The organism is Streptomyces achromogenes (genome assembly GCF_030816715.1).
GTDB classification, from domain to species: Bacteria; Actinomycetota; Actinomycetes; order Streptomycetales; family Streptomycetaceae; genus Streptomyces; species Streptomyces achromogenes_A.
This window is the reverse complement of sequence record NZ_JAUSYH010000001.1, coordinates 3,719,604-3,744,523: the sequence shown is the minus strand read 5'-3', so window position 1 is coordinate 3,744,523 and position 24,920 is coordinate 3,719,604. Positions and strand designations below refer to the sequence as shown.

The 24,920-nt window shown below is 70.2% G+C and carries 10 protein-coding genes and 1 pseudogene; 7 read left to right on the top strand and 4 right to left on the bottom strand.

Annotated elements, in window-relative coordinates; translation table 11 throughout:
- Positions 1–104 precede the first annotated feature (104 nt).
- A complete protein-coding gene (locus QF032_RS16665) occupies positions 105–1,715 on the bottom strand; it encodes a sodium/solute symporter (RefSeq protein ID WP_307043581.1) in 1,611 nt (536 codons plus the stop codon).
- Complete coding sequence (locus QF032_RS16660) at positions 1,712–2,197, bottom strand: DUF485 domain-containing protein (protein ID WP_307056370.1); 486 nt, start codon at positions 2,195–2,197, stop codon at positions 1,712–1,714. Before QF032_RS16660 ends, QF032_RS16665 begins: the two co-directional genes overlap by 4 nt.
- Positions 2,198–3,022: 825 nt before the next feature.
- Between QF032_RS16660 and QF032_RS16655 the strand changes: the two genes are divergently transcribed.
- From QF032_RS16655 to mfd, 3 genes are all read left to right on the top strand, one after another.
- Positions 3,023–3,811: an ABC transporter ATP-binding protein gene (locus QF032_RS16655; RefSeq protein WP_057578643.1), complete on the top strand. Its 789-nt coding sequence runs from the start codon at positions 3,023–3,025 to the stop codon at positions 3,809–3,811.
- Positions 3,808–6,387, top strand: a complete 2,580-nt coding sequence (locus QF032_RS16650; RefSeq protein WP_307056368.1) for an ABC transporter permease — start codon at positions 3,808–3,810, stop codon at positions 6,385–6,387. Before QF032_RS16655 ends, QF032_RS16650 begins: the two co-directional genes overlap by 4 nt.
- A gap of 407 nt (positions 6,388–6,794) precedes the next feature.
- Positions 6,795–10,328, top strand: coding sequence for a transcription-repair coupling factor (gene mfd, locus QF032_RS16645; protein WP_307043574.1), 3,534 nt, complete (start codon positions 6,795–6,797; stop codon positions 10,326–10,328).
- A gap of 154 nt (positions 10,329–10,482) precedes the next feature.
- Here the strand turns inward: mfd and QF032_RS16640 are convergent, their stop codons facing one another.
- The gene (locus tag QF032_RS16640; protein WP_306951743.1) at positions 10,483–10,668 is read right to left on the bottom strand and encodes an antitoxin; all 186 of its coding nucleotides are present in this window, start codon (positions 10,666–10,668) and stop codon (positions 10,483–10,485) included.
- A 257-nt stretch (positions 10,669–10,925) separates the two neighbouring features.
- Between QF032_RS16640 and QF032_RS16635 the strand changes: the two genes are divergently transcribed.
- The 4 genes and pseudogenes from QF032_RS16635 to QF032_RS40625 all read left to right on the top strand — a co-directional run.
- Entirely contained in the window at positions 10,926–11,699 is a 774-nt protein-coding gene (locus QF032_RS16635) for an HNH endonuclease family protein (protein WP_373430351.1), read from the top strand.
- A 511-nt stretch (positions 11,700–12,210) separates the two neighbouring features.
- Positions 12,211–23,202, top strand: coding sequence for a LamG-like jellyroll fold domain-containing protein (locus QF032_RS16630; RefSeq protein WP_307056364.1), 10,992 nt, complete (start codon positions 12,211–12,213; stop codon positions 23,200–23,202).
- A 17-nt stretch (positions 23,203–23,219) separates the two neighbouring features.
- On the top strand, positions 23,220–23,891 hold the full coding sequence (locus QF032_RS16625; RefSeq protein WP_307056361.1) for a hypothetical protein: 672 nt from the start codon (positions 23,220–23,222) through the stop codon (positions 23,889–23,891).
- Between the two features lie 55 nt (positions 23,892–23,946).
- A pseudogene (locus QF032_RS40625) lies at positions 23,947–24,300 on the top strand (polymorphic toxin-type HINT domain-containing protein); the annotation flags it as partial.
- An 80-nt stretch (positions 24,301–24,380) separates the two neighbouring features.
- Here the strand turns inward: QF032_RS40625 and QF032_RS16620 are convergent.
- A complete protein-coding gene (locus QF032_RS16620; protein ID WP_306951750.1) occupies positions 24,381–24,824 on the bottom strand; it encodes a hypothetical protein in 444 nt (147 codons plus the stop codon).
- Between the last annotated feature and the right edge of the window lie 96 nt (positions 24,825–24,920).

Genomic DNA, 24,920 nt, shown 5'->3' with positions numbered 1-24,920 from the left:
TTCGACCTGCATGCATGCATGCATGTATCCATGCATGCATGCATGCATGCATGCCTGCCCGCCCGCCTGCCCGCGCGCGTGAGGGGCGGGCGTCGGTTGCCGGGTCAGTCGCCCCTGCGGACCGCGCCCGCCAGGATCCAGCCCTCCACCTCCTCGTACCGGCGGCGCTGCTCCTCCGCCTTGCGGTGGCCCGAGAGCGCCGTCCCCAGCCAGCCGAGGGCGAAGCCCAGCGGGACGGTGACGATGCCGGTGGTGGTGAACGGGAACCAGTTGAAGTCGGCCTCGGGGAAGGCGGAGACGGGCGAGCCGGAGACCAGGTTCGTGCCCGGCATGAGGAGCAGGACGGACACGGTCCCGCCGATGAGCGTGGTGAGCAGGCCCGTGCGGGTGTAGCGGCGCCAGAAGAGGCTGTAGACGAGGGCCGGGGCGAGGGCCGACGCCCCCAGGCAGAAGGAGAGGGTGACCAGGGGCTGGAGGCTGCGGTGCTGGACCTGGGTGGCCAGCAGGATCGTCGGGACGCCGACCGCGAGGGCGGACAGCCGGGCCACGAGCATCTCGCGCCGCGGGGACGTCCGTGGCTTCTGCGCGGCGAACACGTCGTGGGCGAGGGAGTTGGCGCAGGCGAGGATCATGCCGGCGACCGAGGCGAGGACGGTGAGGAAGATCGCCGTCGTGACGGTGGTGAAGAGGAGGGTCTCGGCGGTGGACACGTCGGCGCCGAACGCGGCCCGGGAGCCCAGCAGGTAGGCGGTGTTGCCCCGGGGGTCGGCCCGGGCGATCAGCGCGCGGCCGACGAGCGCGGTGGCGCCGAACCCGACGACCGTCATGACCAGCACGAACAGGGCGACGCCGGACACCGCCCAGGACATCGAGCGGCGCACCTGGCGGGCGCTGGAGGCGGTGTACATGCGCATGGTGATGTGGGGCAGGCACGCGCCGCCCAGCACGACCGACAGCTGGGAGACGATCATGTCGAGGCGGGGGTAGGGGCCGCCCGCGAACTCCAGGCCGGAGCGCAGGAAGGCGTCGCCGACCCCGCTCCCCTCGGCCGCCGCGTCGAAGAGCGCGCCGGGGCTGCCGTCGAAGCGGTACAGGATGATCACCGCGATGACCGTGCCGGAGCCGAGCAGCGTGACGATCTTCAGCATCTGGATGAGGGCGGTGCCCTTCATGCCGCCGATGGCCGCGTAGCTGATCATCAGTACGCCCATGCAGACGACGCAGCCCGTCTTCACCGAGTCGCCGGAGAAGCCGAGGATGAAGGCGAGGAGCTGGCCGGTGCCGGCGAGCTGGACGAGCATCATCGGCAGGAGCGCGGCGAGGGTGACCGCGCACGCCGTCATGCGCACCGCGCGGCCCGGCAGCCGGCGGGCGAGCGCGTCGCCCATGGTGAACCGGCCCGCGTTGCGCAGCGGTTCGGCCAGCAGGAACATCAGCAGCATCAGGGAGAGCACGGTGCTGAGGGCGAGGACCACGCCGTCGTAGCCGCACAGGGCGATCACCCCGCCGGTGCCCAGGACGGTGGCGGCGGAGATGTAGTCGCCCGCGACGGCCAGGCCGTTGCGCAGCGGGGAGAGCGAGCGGTAGCCGGTGTAGAACTCGTCGAGGTCGTCGCGGTCGGGGCCGGTCATCACGCACAGCAGCAGCGTGATCGTGGCGACGGCGGTGAACGCCACGAGGGACATGGTCTGGGCGTCGCCGGTGAGCTCCGTCATCGTCGGGCCTCCCCGGGGCGCGTTGCGCGCCGGTCCCGGGTGTCCCGTGCGGTGCGGGTGTCCCGTCTTGCGTCGATCTCGGCGAGTTTGCGGATGCGGTCGGCGAGCGGGTCGACGTGCCGGCGGGCGGTGCGCTCGTACAGGGCGATCGCCAGCCAGGTGACCGGGAGTTGGAGCAGGGCGAGCAGCAGTCCGACGGGGAGGCCCGGGGCGGGTGTGGCGGTCATCAGGGATGGCGCGAACGCCGACAGGACGAGGAAGACGACGAAGTACCCGAGCGCGGTGAGGGTGGCCACGCGTCGCTGACGGCGGTAGGCGCCGCGCAGGATCCGCAGATCGCTGTGGCGGCCGAGGGGGGCGTGGCGGTCCGGGCGCGGTCGCTGTGGCTCGGGCTGTGGAGGCGGCGGCTGCCAGGGGTAGGTCGGGTGGGGGGACGAGGGGTAGGGGTAGGACGGGTGGGGGGACGACGGGTCGTGGGACATCCCGCTCCTTGCATGGCTCGGATCCGAGGCGGCGGACCGCAGGGAGGTGGGGGGCGAGGGAGGCACGTTACTCGGGAGTACGGTCGCTGCGAAGCCTTTTCGCCAAACTGGTCGGTCGGTATGCGCTTGCTATGCGAAACGGGCTCCCACCTGGGGTGTTACCCGCGTTAACCCGAGGCTTTTCCGTGGGCGTCGGGCCGCGTCCCGCGCCCGCCCCCGCCCGCGCGGAAGCCGGTGCCCCCGCCCGCGCGGAAGCCGGCGCCGAGGCCCGCGTGGAAGCCGGCGCCGAGGCCCGCGCGGAAGCCGGCGCCGAGGCCCCTCGTGAGGCCGCACCGGGGCCCGCGGAAGCCGGTGCCGGGGCCCCGGGCCGGGCGCGCGTCTGCGTGCCCCCTGCATCCATCTGCCGGAACCAGGCTTTCCACTTGATCCTCACGCGACGAGAGGGCCCAGCCTGGGCGGAGCCGAGGGTGGAGAGACCCCCGAGTGCCTCTCCACCTGGCGGTGGACAGCCCCTAGGGGTCTCTCCGTACTACGGCTGGGGGCGGGTTCGTTCCGTCGGAGGAGGAGAACCCCCTCCGCCGTCCTTAACCTGGCTTTACGCCGTCGACGGGGGGCGTACGGGGACCGGCGGGGCGGCCGACCCCACCCACGGGGGGTGGGGTTAACCCCCCGGGAAGACGGGCCCGGGCACCAGCGCGCGGGACCGCCTCCCGCCGACACACTTCTCGACGTGGCGCTTCACCGTCCGGCGCCGCCGGCACACCGTCCGGCGACACCGGTGCGGCGCGCTCGTCCACCGCAGATTTTCGACTGAGGAGACTGACCGTGACTTCGGCTGTGACCATTCCCAGGCACGGGGGCACTGGAGGGCGTACGGCCGTTGCCGCGCGAGCGCGACAGGTCGTCAAGGCGTACGGGTCCGGGGAGACCCGGGTCGTCGCCCTCGACCACGTCGACGTGGACATCACCCGTGGCCAGTTCACCGCGATCATGGGCCCCTCGGGGTCCGGCAAGTCCACGCTGATGCACTGCCTCGCCGGTCTCGACACCGTCTCGTCGGGCCAGATCTACCTGGACGAGACCGAGATCACCGGGCTGAAGGACAAGAAGCTCACCAAGCTGCGCCGGGACCGGATCGGGTTCATCTTCCAGGCGTTCAACCTGCTGCCCACCCTGAACGCGCTCGAGAACATCACGCTGCCCATGGACATAGCCGGCCGCAAGCCCGACAAGGCGTGGCTGAGCCAGGTCGTGGAGACCGTCGGGCTCGCCGACCGACTCAAGCACCGTCCCACCCAGCTCTCCGGCGGTCAGCAGCAGCGCGTCGCCGTGGCCCGCGCCCTCGCCGCCCGCCCGGAGATCATCTTCGGGGACGAGCCCACCGGAAACCTCGACTCGCGCGCCGGCGCCGAGGTCCTCGGCTTCCTGCGCCGCTCGGTGGACGACCTGGGCCAGACCATCGTGATGGTCACGCACGACCCGGTCGCCGCCTCCTACGCGGACCGGGTGCTGTACCTCGCGGACGGCAGGATCGTCGACGAGATGTTCAAGCCGACCGCCGAGACCGTCCTCGACCGCATGAAGGACTTCGACGCGCGGGGGCGTACGTCATGACCGTGCTGAAGACCTCGATGCGCAACTTCTTCGCGCACAAGGGACGCATGGCCCTGTCGGCCGTGGCGGTCCTGCTGTCCGTGGCGTTCGTCTGCGGGACGCTGGTGTTCACCGACACCATGAACACGACGTTCGACAAGCTCTTCGCCGCCACCTCCTCCGATGTGACGGTGAGCGCGAAGGGCGCCTCGGACACCGGTGAGACGACCGCCGACAACGGCAAGCCGCCGGTCATGCCGGCCTCCGTGCTCGACGAGGTCCGCAAGGCGCCGGGCGTGAAGTCCGCGGAGGGCTCGGTCTTCACCAGCGCGGCGACGGTCGTCGACGCCGACAAGGACAGCCTGTCGCCGTCCAGCGGCGCGCCCACCATCGTCGGCGGCTGGAACGCCAACGAAGCCCGCACCATGAAGATCACCGAAGGCGCGGCGCCCAAGGGCTCCGGCCAGATCATGGTCGACGAGGACACCGCCGACAAGCACCACCTGAAGCTCGGCGACGAGATCGGAGTGATCACCGCGGTCGGCACGCACACCGCGAAGATCTCCGGCATCGCCGCCTTCCAGGTCACCAACCCCGGCGCGGCGATCTTCTACCTGGACACCGCGACCGCGCAGAAGGCGCTGGTCGGGGAGGCGAACGTCTTCACGAACGTCAACGTCACGGCCGCGGCCGGGGTCAGCGACGAACAGCTGAAGAAGAACGTCGCGGCCGGGATCGGCGCCGACTACAAGGTGCAGACCGCCAAGGAGACCGCGGACGCCAACCGCAAGGACGTCGGGAGCTTCCTGGACGTGATGAAGTACGCGATGCTCGGCTTCGCCGGGATCGCCTTCCTCGTCGGCATCTTCCTGATCATCAACACCTTCTCGATGCTGGTCGCCCAGCGCACCCGTGAGATCGGCCTGATGCGGGCCATCGGCTCCAGCCGCAAGCAGGTCAACCGGTCCGTCCTCGTGGAGGCCCTGCTGCTCGGCGTGGTCGGCTCCGTCCTCGGCGTCGGCGCGGGCGTCGGCATCGCCGTCGGCCTGATGAAGCTCATGAGCATGACCGGCATGAACCTCTCCACCGACGACCTGACGGTCGCCTGGACGACCCCGGTGGTCGGCATGGTCCTCGGCATCGTCGTCACGGTGCTGGCGGCCTACCTGCCGGCCCGCCGCGCCGGCAAGGTCTCCCCGATGGCCGCGCTGCGCGACGCCGGCGCCCCGGCCGACGCCAAGGCGGGCGTCGTGCGGGCCGTCATCGGCCTGCTGCTCACCGTCGGCGGCGGCGCGGGCCTCTACCTCGCCTCCGTCGCCGACAAGGCCGCCGAGGGCTCGATGTGGCTGGGCCTCGGCGTGGTGCTGAGCCTGATCGGCTTCGTGGTGATCGGCCCGCTGCTGGCCGGCGGCGTGGTGCGGGTGCTGGGCGCGGTCCTGCTGAGGGCGTTCGGCCCGGTCGGACGGATGGCGGAGCGCAACGCGCTGCGCAACCCGCGCCGCACCGGCGCCACGGGCGCGGCCCTCATGATCGGCCTCGCGCTGGTCGCCTGCCTGTCGGTGGTCGGCTCCTCCATGGTCGCCTCGGCCACCGAGGAACTCGACAAAAGCGTCGGCACGGACTTCATTATCCAGAGCGACAAGGGCGAGCGCGTGACCGCCGACGCGGTGCAGGCGATCAAGTCGGTCCCGGGTCTGGAGCGGGTCACCGAGTACAAGGGGACCCAGGCCGACTTCACCACCCCCGACGGCAAGACCCTCGACGACACGTCGATCACGGCGGCCGACCCGACCTACGCGACCGACCTGCGTGTCGAGACCGTCGCCGGCAAGCTCGCCGACGCCTACCGCCTCGACTCGATGTCCGTCCACGAGAAGTTCGCCGAGGACCACAAGGTCAAGCTCGGCTCCCAGATCTCCGTGGCCTTCAAGAACGGATCCACCGCCCGGCTGACGGTCCGCGCCATCACCAGCAGCGACGGCGTCATCGACCAGGGCGCGATGTACACCTCCATCGCCACCCTCAAGAAGTACGTCCCGGCCGGCAAGCTGCCGCTGGACCAGCTGGTCTTCGCCTCGGCGAAGGACGGGCAGCAGGACGCCGCGTACACGGCTCTGAAGTCGGCGCTGCACGACTACCCGCAGTACGTCGTGCGCGACCAGACCGACTACAAGCAGGAGCTGAAGGACCAGATCGGGCAGCTGCTGAACCTGATCTACGGCCTGCTCGCCCTCGCGATCATCGTCGCCGTCCTCGGCGTGGTGAACACCCTGGCCCTGTCGGTGGTGGAGCGCACCCGGGAGATCGGCCTGATGCGGGCGATCGGTCTCTCCCGCCGCCAGCTGCGCCGCATGATCCGCATGGAGTCGGTCGTCATCGCCCTGTTCGGCGCCCTGCTCGGCCTCGGGCTGGGCATGGGCTGGGGCGCGACCGCCCAGCAGCTCCTCGCCCTCCAGGGGCTGGACGTCCTCGACATCCCGTGGCCGACCATCATCGGCGTGTTCATCGGCTCCGCGTTCGTGGGCCTGTTCGCGGCACTGATCCCGGCGTTCCGCGCGGGCCGCATGAACGTCCTGAACGCGATCGCGACGGACTAGCCGCGAGGGGTCCGGCTTCCCCGAACAGCCCGGCATCGAGAAGGACGGGGGTCTTCTCGGTGCCGGGCTTCCGCGTGCTCGCGGCGTGGCCGGGGCGGTGGCATCAACTCCGCGCAGGGCCGTAGGGCCGGTAGGGCCGTGGGGCCGAGACACCGCGGTGCCGAAAAGAGGGCAGTGCCGAAAAGAGGGCAGGGCCGAAAAGATCCGGTCATCGCCCCACACCGGCCCCCGCGGTTGTCCACAGCCCCCGGCGAACGACCCCGCCCCGTCGTACCCTGGACACCCCCGGCCCGTGACACGCGTCGGGCCCTTCGCGTTGCCCACCCCGGACCCGGTGCACCCGTGTCACCGCGAGAGACATCCCGCGAGAACGAGACGTGCCCGGGCCCCTCGACGGAAAGCCCTCCATGAGCCTGCACGGTCTGCTCGACGCCGTCGTCAAGGACGCCGCCCTCGCGGAAGCCATCCCGGCGGCCGCCGACGGCAACCGCATGCACGTCGATCTGGTCGGTCCTCCGGCGGCCCGCCCCTTCGCGATCGCCGCCCTCGCCCGCGAGACCGGCCGCACCGTCCTCGCGGTGACCGCCACCGGCCGCGAGGCCGAGGACCTCGCCGCCGCCCTGCGCTCGCTGCTCCCGCCGGACGGCGTCGTCGAGTACCCCTCCTGGGAGACGCTCCCGCACGAGCGCCTCAGCCCGCGCAGCGACACCGTCGGCCGCCGCCTCGCCGTGCTGCGCCGGCTGTCCCACCCGCGCCCCGACGACCCGGAGACCGGCCCCGTCTCGGTGGTCGTCGCACCCGTCCGCTCCGTGCTCCAGCCGCAGGTCAAGGGACTCGGCGACCTGGAACCGGTGGCGCTGCGCTCCGGCGGGACCGCCGACCTGAACGAGATCGTCGAAGCGCTAGCCGCGGCCGCCTACGCGCGCGTGGAACTCGTCGAGAAGCGCGGCGAGTTCGCCGTCCGCGGCGGCATCCTCGATGTGTTCCCGCCCACCGAGGAACACCCCCTGCGCGTCGAGTTCTGGGGCGACGACGTCGAGGAGATCCGCTACTTCAAGGTCGCCGACCAGCGCTCCCTGGAAGTCGCCGAGCACGGCCTGTGGGCGCCGCCCTGCCGTGAACTGCTGCTGACGGACGACGTGCGCGCGCGTGCGGGCGTCCTCGCCGAACAGCACCCCGAGCTGGGCGAACTGCTCGGGAAGATCGCCGAGGGCATCGCGGTCGAGGGCATGGAGTCCCTGGCCCCGGTGCTCGTCGACGACATGGAACTGCTGATCGACGTCCTGCCCAAGGGCGCGATGGCCGTCGTCTGCGACCCGGAGCGGGTCCGTACCCGCGCCGCCGACCTGGTGGCGACCTCGCACGAGTTCCTGCAGGCCTCCTGGGCGGCCACGGCGGGCGGCGGCGAGGCGCCCATCGACGTCGGCGCGGCCTCCCTGTGGTCGATCGCCGACGTCCGCGAACACGCGCGCGAGCTGGACATGATGTGGTGGTCGGTGTCGCCGTTCGCCGCCGACGACGAGCTGGACGACGGCACGCTGAAGCTCGGCATGCACGCACCCGAGACCTACCGCGGCGACACCGCGAAGGCCCTCGCGGACACCAAGGGCTGGCTCGCGGACGGCTGGCGCGTCGCCTTCGTCACCGAGGCGCACGGCCCGGCCGCCCGCACGGTCGAGGTGCTCGGCGGCGAGGGCGTGGCAGCCCGCCTCGACAGCGACCTGAGCGAGCTGAGCCCCTCCGTCGTGCACGTCTCCTGCGGCTCGATCGACCACGGCTTCGTCGACCACGAGCTGCGCCTCGCCGTCCTCACCGAGACCGACCTGACCGGTCAGAAGGCGGCCGGCAAGGACGGCGCGCGCATGCCCGCGCGCCGCAGGAAGACCATCGACCCGCTCACCCTCGAGGCCGGCGACTACATCGTCCACGAGCAGCACGGCGTGGGCCGTTACATCGAGATGGTGCAGCGCACCGTCCAGAGCGCCACGCGCGAGTACCTGGTCGTGGAGTACGCGCCCGCCAAGCGCGGCCAGCCCGGCGACCGCCTCTACATCCCCACCGACCAGCTGGAGCAGATCACCAAGTACGTCGGGGGCGAGGCGCCCACCCTGCACCGGCTCGGCGGAGCCGACTGGACCAAGACCAAGGCGCGCGCCAAGAAGGCCGTCAAGGAGATCGCCGCCGACCTGATCAAGCTGTACAGCGCGCGGATGGCGGCCCCCGGCCACGCCTTCGGCACCGACACGCCCTGGCAGCGCGAACTGGAGGACGCCTTCCCCTACGCGGAGACGCCCGACCAGCTCACCACCATCGCCGAGGTCAAGGACGACATGGAGAAGACGGTCCCGATGGACCGCCTGATCTGCGGCGACGTCGGCTACGGCAAGACGGAGATCGCGGTCCGCGCCGCCTTCAAGGCCGTCCAGGACGGCAAGCAGGTCGCCGTCCTCGTGCCGACGACCCTGCTGGTGCAGCAGCACTTCGGCACGTTCAGCGAGCGGTACGCGCAGTTCCCGGTGAAGGTCCGCGCCCTCTCCCGCTTCCAGACGGACGCGGAGGCGAAGGCCACCCTGGAGGGGCTGCGCGAGGGCTCCGTGGACGTCGTCATCGGCACCCACCGCCTGTTCTCCTCCGAGACGAAGTTCAAGGACCTCGGACTGGTCATCGTCGACGAGGAGCAGCGTTTCGGCGTCGAGCACAAGGAGCAGCTGAAGAAGCTCCGGGCGAACGTGGACGTCCTGACGATGTCGGCGACCCCGATCCCGAGGACCCTGGAGATGGCGGTGACGGGCATCCGCGAGATGTCGACGATCACCACGCCCCCGGAGGAGCGCCACCCGGTGCTCACCTTCGTCGGCCCCTACGAGCAGAAGCAGATCGGCGCCGCCGTCCGCCGCGAACTGCTGCGGGAGGGCCAGGTCTTCTACATCCACAACCGGGTCGAGTCGATCGACCGGGCGGCGTCGAGACTGCGCGAGATCATCCCCGAGGCGCGCATCGCCACCGCGCACGGCCAGATGTCGGAGTCGGCGCTGGAGCAGGTCGTCGTCGACTTCTGGGAGAAGAAGTTCGACGTGCTCGTCTCGACGACGATCGTCGAGTCCGGCATCGACATCTCCAACGCCAACACGCTGATCGTGGAGCGCGGCGACACCTTCGGCCTGTCCCAGCTGCACCAGCTGCGCGGCCGGGTGGGCCGGGGCCGGGAGCGCGGCTACGCGTACTTCCTGTACCCGCCGGAGAAGCCGCTGACGGAGACGGCCCACGAGCGGCTCGCGACGATCGCCCAGCACACCGAGATGGGCGCGGGCATGTACGTGGCGATGAAGGACCTGGAGATCCGCGGCGCGGGCAACCTGCTCGGCGGCGAGCAGTCCGGCCATATCGCGGGCGTCGGCTTCGACCTGTACGTGCGGATGGTCGGCGAGGCCGTCGCGGACTACCGGCGTCAGCTGGAGACCGGCGAGATCGAGGAGGAGCCGCCGCTCGAGGTCAAGATCGAGCTGCCGGTCGACGCGCACGTCCCGCACGACTACGCGCCCGGCGAGCGGCTGCGGCTGCAGGCCTACCGGGCCATCGCCTCCGCCAACTCTGAGGACGACGTCAGGGCGGTCCGCGAGGAACTCGTCGACCGGTACGGCAAGTTGCCCGAGCCGGTGGAGAACCTGCTGCTGGTGGCGGGACTGCGGATGCTGGCACGCGCGTGCGGTGTCGGCGAGATCGTGCTCCAGGGCGCCAACATCCGCTTCGCGCCGGTGGAGTTGCGCGAGTCGCAGGAACTGCGCCTGAAGCGGCTGTACCCGGGGTCCGTCATCAAGCCCGCCGCGCACCAGGTCCTCGTGCCTCGCCCGAAGACCGCGAAGGTCGGCGGCAAGCCGCTGGTCGGGCGGGAACTCCTCGGCTGGGTGGGCGAGTTCCTGGCGACGGTGCTGGGCTCGTAGCGGGCGGGGAGGACCCGGGCCGTCGCGGGGGCGCCGGCGCCGACGCGCGACCGTCCGCGGAGCGGCTTGCTCCGCGGACGGTCGCGTCAGGCTTGCGGACGGACGAACGGGCGGTCGGAGGGGGCGGTGAAAGGGGTTCCGGCAGGGTTCCCGGTCACGGGTTCTCGGGCCGGTCCTCGTCCATCCCCATCCGCTTGTGCAGCTGCTGCTGCCCCGAGTCGACCTGGGACTCGTACTTGTTGCCCGTCTTCTCGTTGGCCTGCCGCTCCGCGGCGTCGGACATGTTCCTGGCCTTGTCCTGTGCCGACTTGTTGCTCTTGAACCTGTCGAAGATGCCCATGCGGAGCTCCCTTCCCGGAGGTGACTCTCCACCGACGATATTCCCGTGATGTGCGAGATGCCCACTTTAAGGCCGATGTGGTCTGGACCTCCCGGCTGCTTCCGGGCGCCCGTCGTTAGGGTGTGTGCCAGTCCGCGTCAGGGGAATCCGCCCTGTGCGGGGTGGGCAGCGGCCAGGCAGGGGAGGGGCGCGTGCGGCGTCTGAGGGTGTTTGCGCATGCAGTCGGGGAGCGTCGACCTATGGGCGCTGAGGGGCGGGTGAGTCGTGACGGAGCGGTGAGGGCGCGTTTCTTCCGCGCGGCGACCGTGTCGGCGGCTGCCGTGCTTCTCGTCTCGGGATGCGAGGGTCTCGGCGAGGACGGCTCCGCCGCGGGACCCGGTCCGGCCGCGCCGGACGGGCGGGCGGTCAGTCCGCTCAGGAATCCGGACGGTACCGAGCCAGGGCTCGCGCCCGTCACCGCGGACGCGGACAAGGCGGCGGCCCGCAAACTCATCGAAGAGTTGCCCACGAAGGGGCGAGGGCCGAAGACCGGCTACGACCGTGACAAGTTCGGCTACGCGTGGATGGACACGGCCGACGGGGTGCCGCTCGCGAGGAACGGGTGTGACACCCGGAACGATCTCATGCGCCGCGACGGTCAGAACCTGCGTTTCCGGACCGGCTCCGACTGCGTGGTCATCGCCATGACGCTGCACGACCCGTACACGGGGACGACCATCGACTGGCGCAAACAGAAGGCCGCCGAGGTGCAGATAGACCACGTGGTGCCGCTGTCGTACAGCTGGCAGATGGGTTCGTCGCGCTGGCCGGCGGCCAAGCGCAAGCGGCTCGCGAACGACGTGCTCAACCTGATCCCGGTGGAGGGGAGGGCGAACTCGGCCAAGGGTGATTCGGGCCCCGCTTCCTGGCTTCCCCCGGACAAGTCGATCCGCTGTGCGTACGCCGTCCGATTCGCCCAGGTCGCCGTCAAGTACGAGATGCCGGTGACGGCCGCGGACGAGCAGGCGATGCTGCGGCAGTGCGGCGGCTGAGAAGAGCGGTCGAGAAGAACGGTCGAGAAGAGCGGTCGAGGAGAGCGGCCGATAAGGGTGGCCGGGAAGGGCGGCTGATCCGTCGCGGCGGATCAGCCCGCGGTCGGCTGCCTCTCGGGCTGCCTCCCGGTGTCTACGGCCTCGCTCCGACGGTGAAGGTCCGGTGTGGCCGGATCTATTTGTTCGCAAAGATCGACATCGGCCGCAAAGGGGTGGGTGACGGCAAAGCGGTCACGTTCGGTAAGAGCCGGTCAAGCTAGGTGCAAGACCTCGTGCGGAAGCTGTGCATAAGTAGTTCAAGGCAGGCAGGATCAGCGAGCTTCTGTGTCGCTTTCCGATGTGTTGGAGTCCTGCCGTGCCGCCCTTCCGGCCGCTGAGTCGTCGCCCGCGCCGTCTGCCCCGTCTGCGCGGCATGCTCCGACCACGCCCTGCAAGACGTACGAGTGGCGCGTTTCGTTCCCGCGGCACCCTGCGCGGGCTCGCCGCGCTCCTGCTGACGACTCTGGCGCTGATGCTGACGACCGACCAGGCCGTCGCCGAGGGACTGGAATTCGGCAGCGTCGATCTGCCGAGCATGAGCCTCACCTCTCTCGCGTCCTGGTTCACGGACCCGCAGTGGGGCAAGCTGCCCCACCAGAAGTCCGGCACGGCGGCCGGCCACCGCCACCACGTCGACGCCACCGCGACCGCCGCCCACCGCGGAGCGGGGCGCGCCCCCGGCAAGGGCAGGGGCGAACTCCCCGCCTACCAGGCGCACAAGCCGGCCACGAAGGCCGGCAGAAGCGCCGGCGGCGCCGGCTTCGACGCCAAGACCAGCAAGCGCAGCGCCGCCAAGTCCACGCGCACGGACACCGTCTACGACAACGCCGACGGGTCCGTCACCCGCCAGATATCACCCACCCCTGTCAACTACCAGGTGGGCAAGGGCAGATGGGCCCCCATCGACGTGGACGTGCGGGCCGGACCGGGCGGGCGCTGGTACGAGGCGGCCAACTCCGTCGACGTCGACTTCGCCGCGAAGGCCACCGACGCCGCGCTGACCTCCCTCGCCACCGACACGAAGCATCGCGTCGCCTACGCCCTGAAGGGCGCCGCCCCCGTAGAGGGCACCGCCGACGGCTCGACCGTCACGTACGACCAGGTCCTCCCCGGCACCGACCTGAAGCTCGCGCCCACCGCCACCGGCGTGAAGGAATCCATCGTCCTGGACTCGGCCGACGCGGCCGCCACCTGGACCTTCCCCCTCACCCTCCAGGGCCTCACCCCGGTCCAGAGCACCCCCAACGGCTGGATCGACCTCCGGGACTCCGCCGGTACGACCGTCGAGCGCATCCCTCCGTCGTACGCCTACGACTCCAAGGTCGACCCGCGCTCCGGTGACCCGGCCACCACCCACGCCGTCACCACCGAACTCGTCGAGGACGGCACCGGATACGCACTCCGGATCACCCTCGACAGCGCCTGGCTGCACAGCGGCGACCGCGTCTTCCCCGTCACGGTCGACCCCACCGTCACGGACGGCTGGACCACCACCTACGCCGAGTCCGGCACCGGCAACGACGTCGACCACTCCTTCGAGCAGACCATCAAGGTCGGCTCCTACGACTCCGGCACGCACTCCGCCATCAGCTTCGTCAACCACTGGGACACCGCCTGGGACGGCAGCGGGGCCACCGTCACCGCCGCGAGCCTGCACCTGTTCGACACCTGGGCCTCCACCTGCACGCCGGAACGTTTCGACGTCGCGCTCGTGACCAGCGCCTGGACGCCCGAGGGTGTGACCAGCTACCCGGGGCCGTCCAAGGGCGCCTCGATCGGCAACGCCACCCCGACGGTCCCCAACGCCTGCGCCAACACGGCCGCCGACCGGACCGTGGGCGACTCGGTGACCGTCCCGCTGTCCGTCTCGGCGATCCAGGGCTGGCTCAGCGGCACCACCGCCGACCACGGCCTCGCCGTCTACGCGTCCACCACGGACACCCTGCACTGGAAGCAGTTCGGCAGCTTCAACGACCCGGGCAAGGGTCCCAACATCTCGGTCACCTACACCGGCAACACGGCCCCGCAGCTCTACGAGCAGTTCCCGGCGGACAACGCCGTCGTCGGCACCACCACCCCGGAGTTCACCGCCTGGGCCGGCGGCGCCAACTCCACCTCCGGCAGCACCAACAAGTACCTGTTCCAGGTCTTCGACTCCGCCGGCACCAAGGTCGCCGACTCCGGCCTGGTCGCGGCCGGCGACTGGACGGTCCCGGCCGGCAAGCTCGCCTGGGGGAAGAACTACAGCTGGACCGTCCAGGCGTACGACGCCACCACGGCGCTCTACTCGCCGGCCGACCCCTACGAGATATCCGTCCAGGTCCCGCAGACCGTCATCACCTCGGGCCTCTCGCAGAACAGCAGCGACCACGGTTTCGACGCGTCCATCGGCAACTACACCACCTCCGACACCGACGCCTCCATCTCCACCGTCGGCCCGTCCCTCGACGTCGACCGCGACTACAACTCCCGTGACCCGCGCTGGACGGGCGCGTTCGGCGCGGGCTGGTCGAGCATCTTCGACGCGAGGGTGACCGAGCAGTACACGGCGGCCGGAGCGGTCGCGAGCGTGCAGGTCACCTACCCCGACGGCGCCCAGGCGGGCTACGGAAAGAACAGCGACGGCACCTTCACCCCGGGCAACGGACGGTTCGCCACCTTCAAGACCGTCACCGGCGGCTACACACTCACCGACAAGGACGACACCCTCTACACCTTCACCCAGTCCCTGGGCTCCGGCGCCTACGGACTGACCTCGGTGACGGACGCCAACGGGCGGGCGCTGAACCTCACCTGGACCGGCACCCCGGCCCACATCACCAAGATGACCTCGGCGGTCTCCGGCCGCGCCCTCGGCCTCACCTGGACCACCCCGACCGGCGCGCTCGCCCCGCACGTGGCGACCGTCGTGACCGACCCGGTCACTTCCGGGGACCAGGCCACGGTCCAGACCTGGACCTACGGCTACACCGGCGACCAGCTCACCAAGGTGTGCACACCGCTGTCGGCCACCAAGTGCACGGTCTACGGCTACACCACCGGCTCCGGCTACCAGAACGCGGCGCTCGACCTCGACCCCCACACCTTCTGGCCGCTGTCGGAGACCTCCGGCGCCAGCGCCAAGGACGCCGTCCTCGCCAACGAAGGCACGACGAACGCGACGTACGAGAACGTCACCGTCGGCCAGAGCGGCGGCCCGCTCACCGGCTCCTCCGCCAAGGTGGCCACCTTCAACGGCACCACCTCCGACGTGTCCCTCCCGAAGAACCTCGGCAACGACACCGACTCCGGCGCGCTCTCGCTCTGGTTCAAGACGTCCGCCGGTCCCGGTGTGCTCTACTCCTACGCCTCCCAGCCCATCGGCTCCGGTCAGGCGTCCGGTTTCTACACGCCGTCGATCTACGTCGGCTCGGACGGCAAACTGAACGCCGAGTTCTGGTACAGCGGCGGCATCAACCCGATCGTGACCTCGGCGTCCGTCGCCGACGGCAAGTGGCACCACGTCGTGCTGTCCGCGGCGGGCAACTCCCAGTCGCTCTACCTGGACAACGCCAAGGTCGGTTCCCGCACCGGCACCGTCTCCATCAAGAGCGCGACCGCCTTCGGCAAGAACCAGTCCTTCAACTACCTCGGCACCGGCTTCCTCGGCGGCAGCTGGCCCGACCACCCGACGTACAGCGACGACGACGGCCACGCCACGTACTTCAACGGCTCCATCGCCGACGTCGGCTGGTACAGCCGCCCGCTCGTCGCCGCCGACGTGAGCGCGCTCTACACGTACGGCACGCACAGCGAGTCCCTGCTGACCTCGGTCAAGCGGCCGTCCGGCAAGACGTACGCGGCGATGACGTACGACACCGACTCCACCGTGCTCACCCGGATGACGGACGAGAACGGCGGAACCTGGGTGCTGGGCGCCCCCACCGTCTCCGGCTCCAGCGACACCTACCGGGGCGCGGTGCTCGGCGGGGCGCCGAGCGAGTACTTCCGGCTCGGCGAGGCGGCGGGCGCGACCACGGCCGTCGACCAGGTGCGCGGCGGAGACGGCACCTACAGCGCGGTCACCCTCGGCTCGGCCGGCCCCTTCAGCGACCAGAAGGCCGCCGCCTTCGACGGGACCACCTCCTCGCTGACCCTGCCGAACGGCTCGGTGCCCGGCTCGGGCGCGGAGTCGGCGAGCATGTGGTTCAAGACGACCACGGCGGGCGGCGTGCTGCTCGGCGCGAGCAAGGACCCGCTGAGCGCGGGCACCACGACGACGAGTTACACGCCGGTCCTCTACGTCGGCACCAGCGGCAAACTGCACGGCGAGTTCTACTTCTCCGGCGGCTCCACCAAACCGCTCGTCTCCGCCGCCGCCGTCACCGACGGCAAGTGGCACCAGGTCGTCCTCTCCACCAGCGCCACCAGCCAGTCCGTCTACCTCGACGGCGCCCTCGTCGGCACCCAGACCGGCACCGCCGCGATGACCGGACAGCCGTACACGTACGTCGGCGCGGGCTTCAACGGCGGCAACTGGCCGGACGAGGCGCACACCAGCTCCACCTCCAACACCGGGTACGCGACCCGCTTCAAGGGCTCCATCGCCGAGGTCGCGCTGTTCCGTTCGCAGCTCTCCGCCGCGGACGTCGCCCAGAGCTACGAGGCCGCGCAGAACTCCACCGGCCTGCTCCCGGTCGAGACGGTGACCGTGACCTCCCCGACCACCGCGGTCCTGAAGTACACCTACGACGTCACCAACGGGAACCGCGCCCTCACCGAGACCGACGGCCTCGGCAACAAGACCAGCTTCGGCTACGACTCGGCCGGTTTCGAGCACACCGTGACCGATCCGAACGGCGCGATGACCATCACCGGTCACGATGTGCGCGGCAACGTGGTCTCGTCCACGTCCTGCCAGGACCAGGCCGCCAACAAGTGCAACACCGAGTACTACACGTACTACCCCGACGACACGACGGCCCAGCTGACCACCGCCGACCCGCGCAACGACCAGCTGCTGACCGAGCGTGACGGCCGGTCCGCCTCGGCCACCGACAACACGTACCTCACCTCGTACACCTACGACGCGGCGGGCAACCAGACCGCGATCACCGGCCCGGCCGTCCCGGGCTTCCCGTCGGGGCGCTCCACGACCACCGTCTACAGCGACGGCACCAGCACCTACCCGTCCGCCGACGGCGGGGTGGTCCCCAAGGGCCTGCCGGTGAAGACCGTCTCGCCCGGCGGCGCCGTCAACCAGGTGGCGTATCTCAAGAACGGTGACATCGCCTCCACGACGGACGCCGTCGGACTCGTCACCTCGTACACCTTCGACGGCCTGGGCCAGGTCCTCACCCAGAAGGTCGTCTCCGACACCTACCCGGCCGGACTGGTGACGTCGTACACGTACGACACCGCGGGGCAGGTGCTCGAGGAGCACGACCCGCAGCTCACCGACCGCGTCACCGGCGCCACCCACGCCGCCGTCACCACCTCCGTGTACGACGACGACGGCGACGTCACCTCGCAGACGGTGGCCGACGCGAGCGGCGGCGACCACTCCCGCACCCAGAACTGGACCTACGACGCCTACGACCGGGTCCTGACCGAGTCCGACGCCAACGCGGCCGAGGGCGCGGCCAACGGCAACACGACGACGTACACCTACGACACCTCCGGCAACAAGACCAAGGAGGTGACGACCGCCGGGACCGAGACCCGGTACACCTACGACGACAACGGCGACCTGCTCACCCAGGGCCTGATGTACACGGGCGACCCGGTGAACCCGCAGCCGGCGGTACTCCTCACCGAGTCCTCCCGGGCCTACGACCCGGCCGGGCGGCTCGCGTCCATCACGGACGCGATGGGCAACACCACCGCGTACACCTACACCGACGACGGTCTGACCTCGACGGTGAAGCGGACCAGCGCCGACGGCAACAGCACCTACACGCTCGAGTCGGACGTCTACGACGCGGCCGGCAACCTCACCCAGTCGACCACCGACAACGGCGAGACGGTCAGCAAGTACACCGTCGACGCGGCGTCGCGGACCACGTCCACCGAACTGGACCCGACCGGCGTGGACCGGGTGACGACCGTGTCGTACACCCCGGACGACCAGGTCGCCTCCGAGAACGACCACGACTCCTCCGGCTACGACCGCACCACCACCAACAGCTACGACGACATGGGCAACCTGCTCGCCGAGACGCTGTACGGGGACGCCTCCGGGCACCCGGCCGCCTGGTGGAAGCTGGACCAGACCGCCGGCCGCTCGGTGACGGACGCCTCCGGCACCGGGAACACGGCCACCGCGGGCCCCGGGGTCACCTGGGCGGACGACGCGGCCAAGTTCGCCGGCACGACGACCGGCACGGGTGACGTCGTCGCCACGAACAGCCCGGTCCTGGACACCACCGCCTCCTACACGGTCTCCGCGTGGGTGAACCTCGCCGACGCCTCCACCTTCCGTACCTTCGTCGCCCAGGGCGGCGCCAACCGGGCCTCCTTCTACCTGCAGTACTCCAAGACCGACAACGCCTTCCGCTTCCACGCCGCAGGCTCCGACGTGGCCTCCCCGTCCGCGTTCTACGACGCCACCGCGTCCACGGCCGCGCCGCTGAACACCTGGACCCACCTGGTCGGCGTCTTCGACTCGGCCAACGGCTCGATGAAGCTGTACGTCAACGGCGCACAGGCGGGCTCCGCCACCAACACCTCGCCGTGGACCGGCACCGGACCGCTTACCGTCGGCGGCACGAAGACGGCCGGGGGCGCCACCTCCGACGTCGTCAACGGCGAGGTCGGCGACGTGCAGGTCTACCAGCGGGCGCTCTCCGCGACCGACGTGACCTCCCTCTACGGCAAGGGCCGCAGCGGCGGCACGGTCGGCTCCTCCGACGCCCAGACCACCCGGTACACCTACGACCGGCGCGGCCTGCCGACGTCCATGACGGACGCCGAGCAGCACACCACCGACTACGCCTACGACGAGGCCGGCAACCTCGCGGTCACCACCGCGCCGGCCGTCCAGGCGGAGCCCGACGGCACCACCGCCTCCACCGTCCGCCCCGTCACCACCAGCGGCTTCAACACCTTCGGCGAGGGGGTCGAGGAGCAGGACCCGGACGGTCTGGTCACGACGACCGTCTACGACGCCGAGGGCAACAAGGTCTCCGAGACGCTCCCCGCGTACACCCCGGCGGGCGCGTCGGCTCCCAACGCGGGCACCACCGTGTGGACGTACGACAGCGAGGGCAACCAGACCTCGGTCACCTCCCCCGGCGGGAAGACCTCCTCCTACCTCTACGACCAGCTGGGCGACGTCGCCCAGGTCACCGACCCCGACGGCACGAAGACGCACGCCGTCTACGACGCGGACGGCGACCAGCTCTCCGCGACCGACGGCACCGGCGCCCAGGCGCAGGCCACGTACGACTTCCTCGGCCGCCAGGTCACCTCGACGACGATGGAGCGCCGTCCGTCGACGAGGACCCTGACGAGCACCACGTCCTACGCGGTCACCACCGGCAACCCCTACGGGGCGCACGCCTCCTCGACCACCTCGCCGGGCGGGGTGACGTCGTCCTACGGCTACAACCGGGCCGGTGACGTCACCTCGGTCACCGACGGCGCGGGCAACACCACCCGCTACACCTACGACTTCGAGGGCAACCAGCAGAAGACGATCCTGCCCGACAACACCTGGACCCAGACCGACTACAACGCCGCCGGCGACCCGACGACCACGCGCGCCTACGACGCGAACAACGTCCAGCTCTGGTCGACCTCGCAGGCCTACGACGGCGTCGGCAACGTGACCGCCGCCACCGACGCCCGCGGCCACACCAGCCACTTCACCTACGACGCGGCCGGCACCGTCACCCAGGAGATACAGCCGGTCGACGCGTCGACGTCGATCACGACGACCTTCGGCTACGACGCGGCCGGCAACCGCACCCGCTTCACCGACGGCCGCGGCAACTCCTGGCGCTACGCGTACACCCCGTGGGGGCAGCAGGAGAAGATCACCGAACCGTCCACGGCCCAGTACACCTCGGCCGCCGACTCGACCACGACGTTCGCCTACGACGCCGACGGACAGCTGACGGGCGCCACGCTCCCCGGCGGCACGACGACGTCGATGACGTACGACAACGTGGGCCAGCTGAAGTCGATGTCCGGCGCGGGCGCCGACGCGGCGACCGCGAGGCGCAGCTTCACCTACGACGCCGACGGCCGTGTGTTGTCGGCCGACACCGACGAGGCGGGCATCGCCGGCGCGGCCGACCACCAGGACGCCACGCACGACGCGTTCACCTACGACGACCGCGGCGACCTGCTGACGACGTCCGGTTCGGCGGGCACGTCGAGCTTCGCCTACAACGACGACGCGAACGTCACCTCCCGCACGGACGCCGCCGGCACGACGACCTACGGCTACGACACCGCGGGCCGCCTGTCGTCCCTGAACGACCCGGCGACGGGCAACCAGTTGACGTACACCTACGACCAGCTGAACGACCTGAAGACGGTCAAGTACGGCTCGACGGGCCAGACCCGCACCTTCACCTACAACAGCGCGCACGAGCTCACCAACGACGTCCTCGTCCAGGGCGCCTCGACGATGGCGAGCTTCGCCTACGGCTACGACGGGAACGGCAACCTGACGTCGAAGACGACGACGGGCGTGTCCGGCGCGTCGGCGAACACGTACGGCTACGACTGGGCCAACCGCCTGACGTCGTGGAACAACGGGTCCACCACGACCGCGTACGCCTACGACGCGTCGGGCAACCGCGTCCGCAACGGCGCGGACGTCTACACCTACGACCAGCGCGACGAACTCACCTCGGACGGCACGCACAGCTACACGTACTCGGCGCGCGGCACGATGACCCAGGAGTCGTCGACGGCCGGCGGGACGGTCGCGTACAAGACGGACGCCTTCGGCGGGCAGATCGTCGCGGGCGAGCAGTCCTACACGCTGGACGCGACCGGCCGCAACATCACGGACCGCGTCACGTCGACGGGCATGACCCGCACCTTCGCCTACTCGGGCGCGGGCAACACCATCGCCTCCGACGGGGACGACACCTACACGTTCGACCCGGGCGGCGGCCTGGTGGGCGTCAAGAGCATCGGCGGCACAGGGGTCCTGGCCCTCACCGACCAGCACAACGACGTGGTCGGGTCCTTCACCTCCGGCGCGACGACGCTGGCGGGCTCGGCGTCCTACGACCCGCTGGGCAAGGTGGTCTCCCCGACGAACACGGTCATCGGCCACCTCGGCTTCCAGTCCGGCTGGACCGAACCCGGCACGGGTGACGTGGGCACGGCGTCCCGCTGGTACGACCCGGACACGGGCGTGTTCCTCAACAAGGACAGCGTGTCGCTGAACCCGGTGCCGAACTCGGTCTCCGCGAACCCCTTCGCGTACGTCAACGACAACCCGATGGCGGGCACGGACGAGTCGGGCAACTGCTCCTGGTACGACGTGGTGTGCGGTGCGAAGAAGGCCGTCCACAAGGTCAGCAAGACGGTGAAGCACGCGGCGAAGAAAGTCTACCACGCGGCCAAGCACGTGGCCCGCAAGGTCGTCCACGCGGTGAAGCACGCGGCGCACAAGGTGGTCCATCACGTCCGGGACGTGTACCACGCGACGGTGCGGGTGGTGCGCCGCGTCTACCACTACACGGCCCGGAAGGTGAAACGCGCGGCCCGCCGGGTGGTCCATGCCGTCCATACCGCCTATCACAAGGCGTCGAAGGCGGCGCACCGCGTCGTCAGCACCGTGAAGAAGGCGGCGAAGAAGGTCGCGCACACCGTGAAGAAGGCGGCGCACGCGGTGGCGTCGGCCTCGAGGACGGCGTACCACGCCACGGTGAAGGCGGCGAAGGCCACGGCGACCTACGCGAAGCACCACGCGGCGGCGATCACGTCGTTCGTGGTCTCCACGGCGGTCTTCGCGGGCTGCGAGGCGTTGACGGCCGGTGTCGGTTCGATCGGCTGTGCGGCGGTGGCGGGCGCGGTGGGCTCCCTGGTGGAACAGGGCTTCGCGTGCGCGCAGAACGGCGGCGACGACTGTGACGCGGGTGCCTTCGCGGGCGCGGCGGTGACTGGTGCGATCGCCGGCGCGGTGGGCGGCGCCCTGGGCAAGATCGGCGGCAAGCTGCTGGCCAAGGCGGCTCCGAAGGCGATGAAGGTCGTCGGCGGCCTCTTCGGCAAGGGCGCGACGGAGGCCGAGGAAACAGCGGCGACGGACGCGACGGAGGCGGCGGCTTCCCGGGCGGACTCGGAGGGGGCGGGGTCTCGGTCGCAGTCGCATTCGGATGAGGCGGGGCCGACCTGTCACAGCTTCACCGGCTCGACCCCCGTCCTGATGGCCGACGGCACGACCAAGGCCATCGACCAGGTGCGAGTGGGCGAGAAGATCACCAACTCGGTGCCGGGCGCGACGGGCACCCAGGCCCACACGGTGACCGCGGTCATCGTGACGCACACGGACCACGACTTCGTGGACGTGACGGTGAAGGCGACGGCGGCCAAGACCGCTGAGAAGGCCGATGAGAAGGCCGGCGTGAAGAAGGCCGGGGTGAAGTCTCTCGGCAAGAAGGTGGCGCGCAAGGCGGCGTTCGGCCTGGCGGCGTCGGCGGCGGTGCTGGGCGCGCTGTCGGCCGGTCACGGCCACGGTGAAGCTAAGGCGCCGGCGACCCAGCCGGTGGCGGCGGTCAGCACGGTCGCCGGAGCGGCCACGCAGGACGACGCTCACCTCCAGACGACCTTCCACCACCCCTTCTACGACAGGACCCAGTCCGCCTTCGTAGAGGCCAAGGACCTCGAGCCTGGCGACGTCCTCCAGACCCCGACCGGCACGACCGAGGTCACGGGCATCCGCCTGTACCACGCGAACACCACGACGTACGACCTCACCATCGGCGACCTCCACACGTACTACGTGACGGCCGGAGACACTCCAGTCCTCGTCCACAACTGCGACGAGGAGGAGATCGCGGCAGGGGCGAAGCGGCTGGCCGATGACATCCATAGCAAGATCAAGAGCCCGTTCGCGCGTGACGTCTTCCGGACGACTGCGGTAACAGCCGCCCGTAGAACCGATGGTTCGCTCGTGCATGTGGTCTCAGGTGCTGGTGGCGGCCTGGAGAAGGCGCAGCTCGACTACATCAGGTCGCTTGCGCGTGACGACATCGAAGTCGCGGCCAATATGAACGGGGGCCACGCTGAGGCGACCGCTGTCAACCACATGGCAGCGAACGACTTGACTCCAGTGGCCGGTGGTGTGTCTCGCAACGCTTGCGCACCGGACGGCTGCGAGGACTTCCTGGGAGAGGTGGGTGCCCAGATGGTCGGACCCACTACCCTTGGCACGAAGGCGAAGATACCAGGACAGTCCATGTACGTTTGGAAAGACCATGAGGCATGGTCGAACTTCCTGGCAACCATGGGATACCGATGAGTGCGATGGGGAGCCCAGTGGACTGGCGGTTCGACGGGATTTTGACAGCGCAGATTCGAAGGATGGACCGGGCCCAGCGGCACCAGGCTGTGTTCTTCGCGCTGCGCCGATTGCAGGCGCCCCTGACAGACATCACCATGCCAGAGGAATGGGGCGTCGATCCGACAGCGCTCGCGGTTCTCCTTCGCCAAGGCGCAGCCCAACTGAATGGTGAGCCTGATGATGCTTTCCAGCAGGCGCTCGATCGATTCAGTGAGGCGCCACTGTTCGAGTCCGAATTCGATCCGCAGCTTGCCGAGAACTTCCAGTTGGAGGCCATCAGCGGTTGGATGCTGGCGAGTGAGGCGCTGGGCGAGATGAGTGAGGACCAGACAGACGCTATCGTCGTCCGCACCCGGGAACTGGCCGATTACCTCGACGTGTACTTGCACGATACGTTGACAGTGGTGCCGGGGGAGGAGGAACGCGAGCGGTACCTCGGGAATGTCGCCGAACCACTCCGCGCCTACAATGTGGGCTATTTCGCCACTCGGAATCTCGAAGTCGAGGGTCGGTGCCACGAGGCGATCCTCACCGCCGTCGACGGCACCGACCTGCTGGCGTCAGTGACGGGGCGCGACTTGCTGGCCCTCTGCGACAACTACAGCCGTGAGCTGGTAGCGGTGCTCTCGGCGTTCCCACGCGACTGATAATTCTTCCGCGCCAACCTGTTCAGGGCAGGCATGTGGTGCGAAGAAGACCGGGGTGAAGTCTCTCGGCAAGAAGGTGGCGCGCAAGGCGGCGTTCGGCCTGGCGGCGTCGGCGGCGGTGCTGGGCGCACTGTCGGCCGGTCACGGCCACGCTGAGGGTCAGGCGCCGGCGACCCAGCCGGTGGCGGCGGTCAGCACGACATCCACGGCTGCCGCCCAGGACGCGCACCTCCAGACGACCTTCCACCACCCCTTCTACGACGAGACCCAGTCGGCCTTCGTCGACGCCAAGGACCTCAACCCCGGCGACGTCCTCCAGACCCCGACCGGCACGACCGAGGTCACAGGCATCCGCCTGTACCACGCGAACACCACGACCTACGACCTCACCATCGGTGACCTCCACACGTACCATGTGCTGGCTGGGGACACCTCATTACACCAGGCCACGAGCAAAACACGGGTCCACCTGTTTCAGCCGTACTCCCGTCAGCGCGTCACCGGCAATCCCGAGACGAACCGCGGGCCGTCAGCGCGGTGTTGCACCGGAAAGGTGACCTTGAGGGCCTTCTCCTGGCCGGAGACCGAGAGGTGGGTGACGTACTGGAGCCCGAGGAACGCCTTCTTCGAGCCGCCCGCCGAGACGTACGGCCGCGGCAGGTTCAGCACGAGCCCGCCGGGCCTGCCGCCGCGGTTGCCGTCGAAGAAGAGGAGACGCCGGTCGGTGAGAACCACGTACAGGGGGCGGGGGGTGACCGTGGCCATCACGGTGCCCGCGGACAGGACACCCACCGCCGCCGCGGTGAGCGCCTGCCTGCGGGCGGAGACCGAGCCGACGCCCGCCAGGCTGGTGAGTTCCACCTGCTCACCTTCGAGCAGCAAGGGGGCGGCGCATTCCAGGAGTTGTCTGTTGCGGCGGGCGTTGAGGGCCATGTGGAACTCCGGGACTCAGGGCTGGGGGAAGGAGAAGACTCTCGGGGTGCGCTGGATGGGGCGCGCTGGACGGGGAGCGCGTGTCGGACCCGTCGA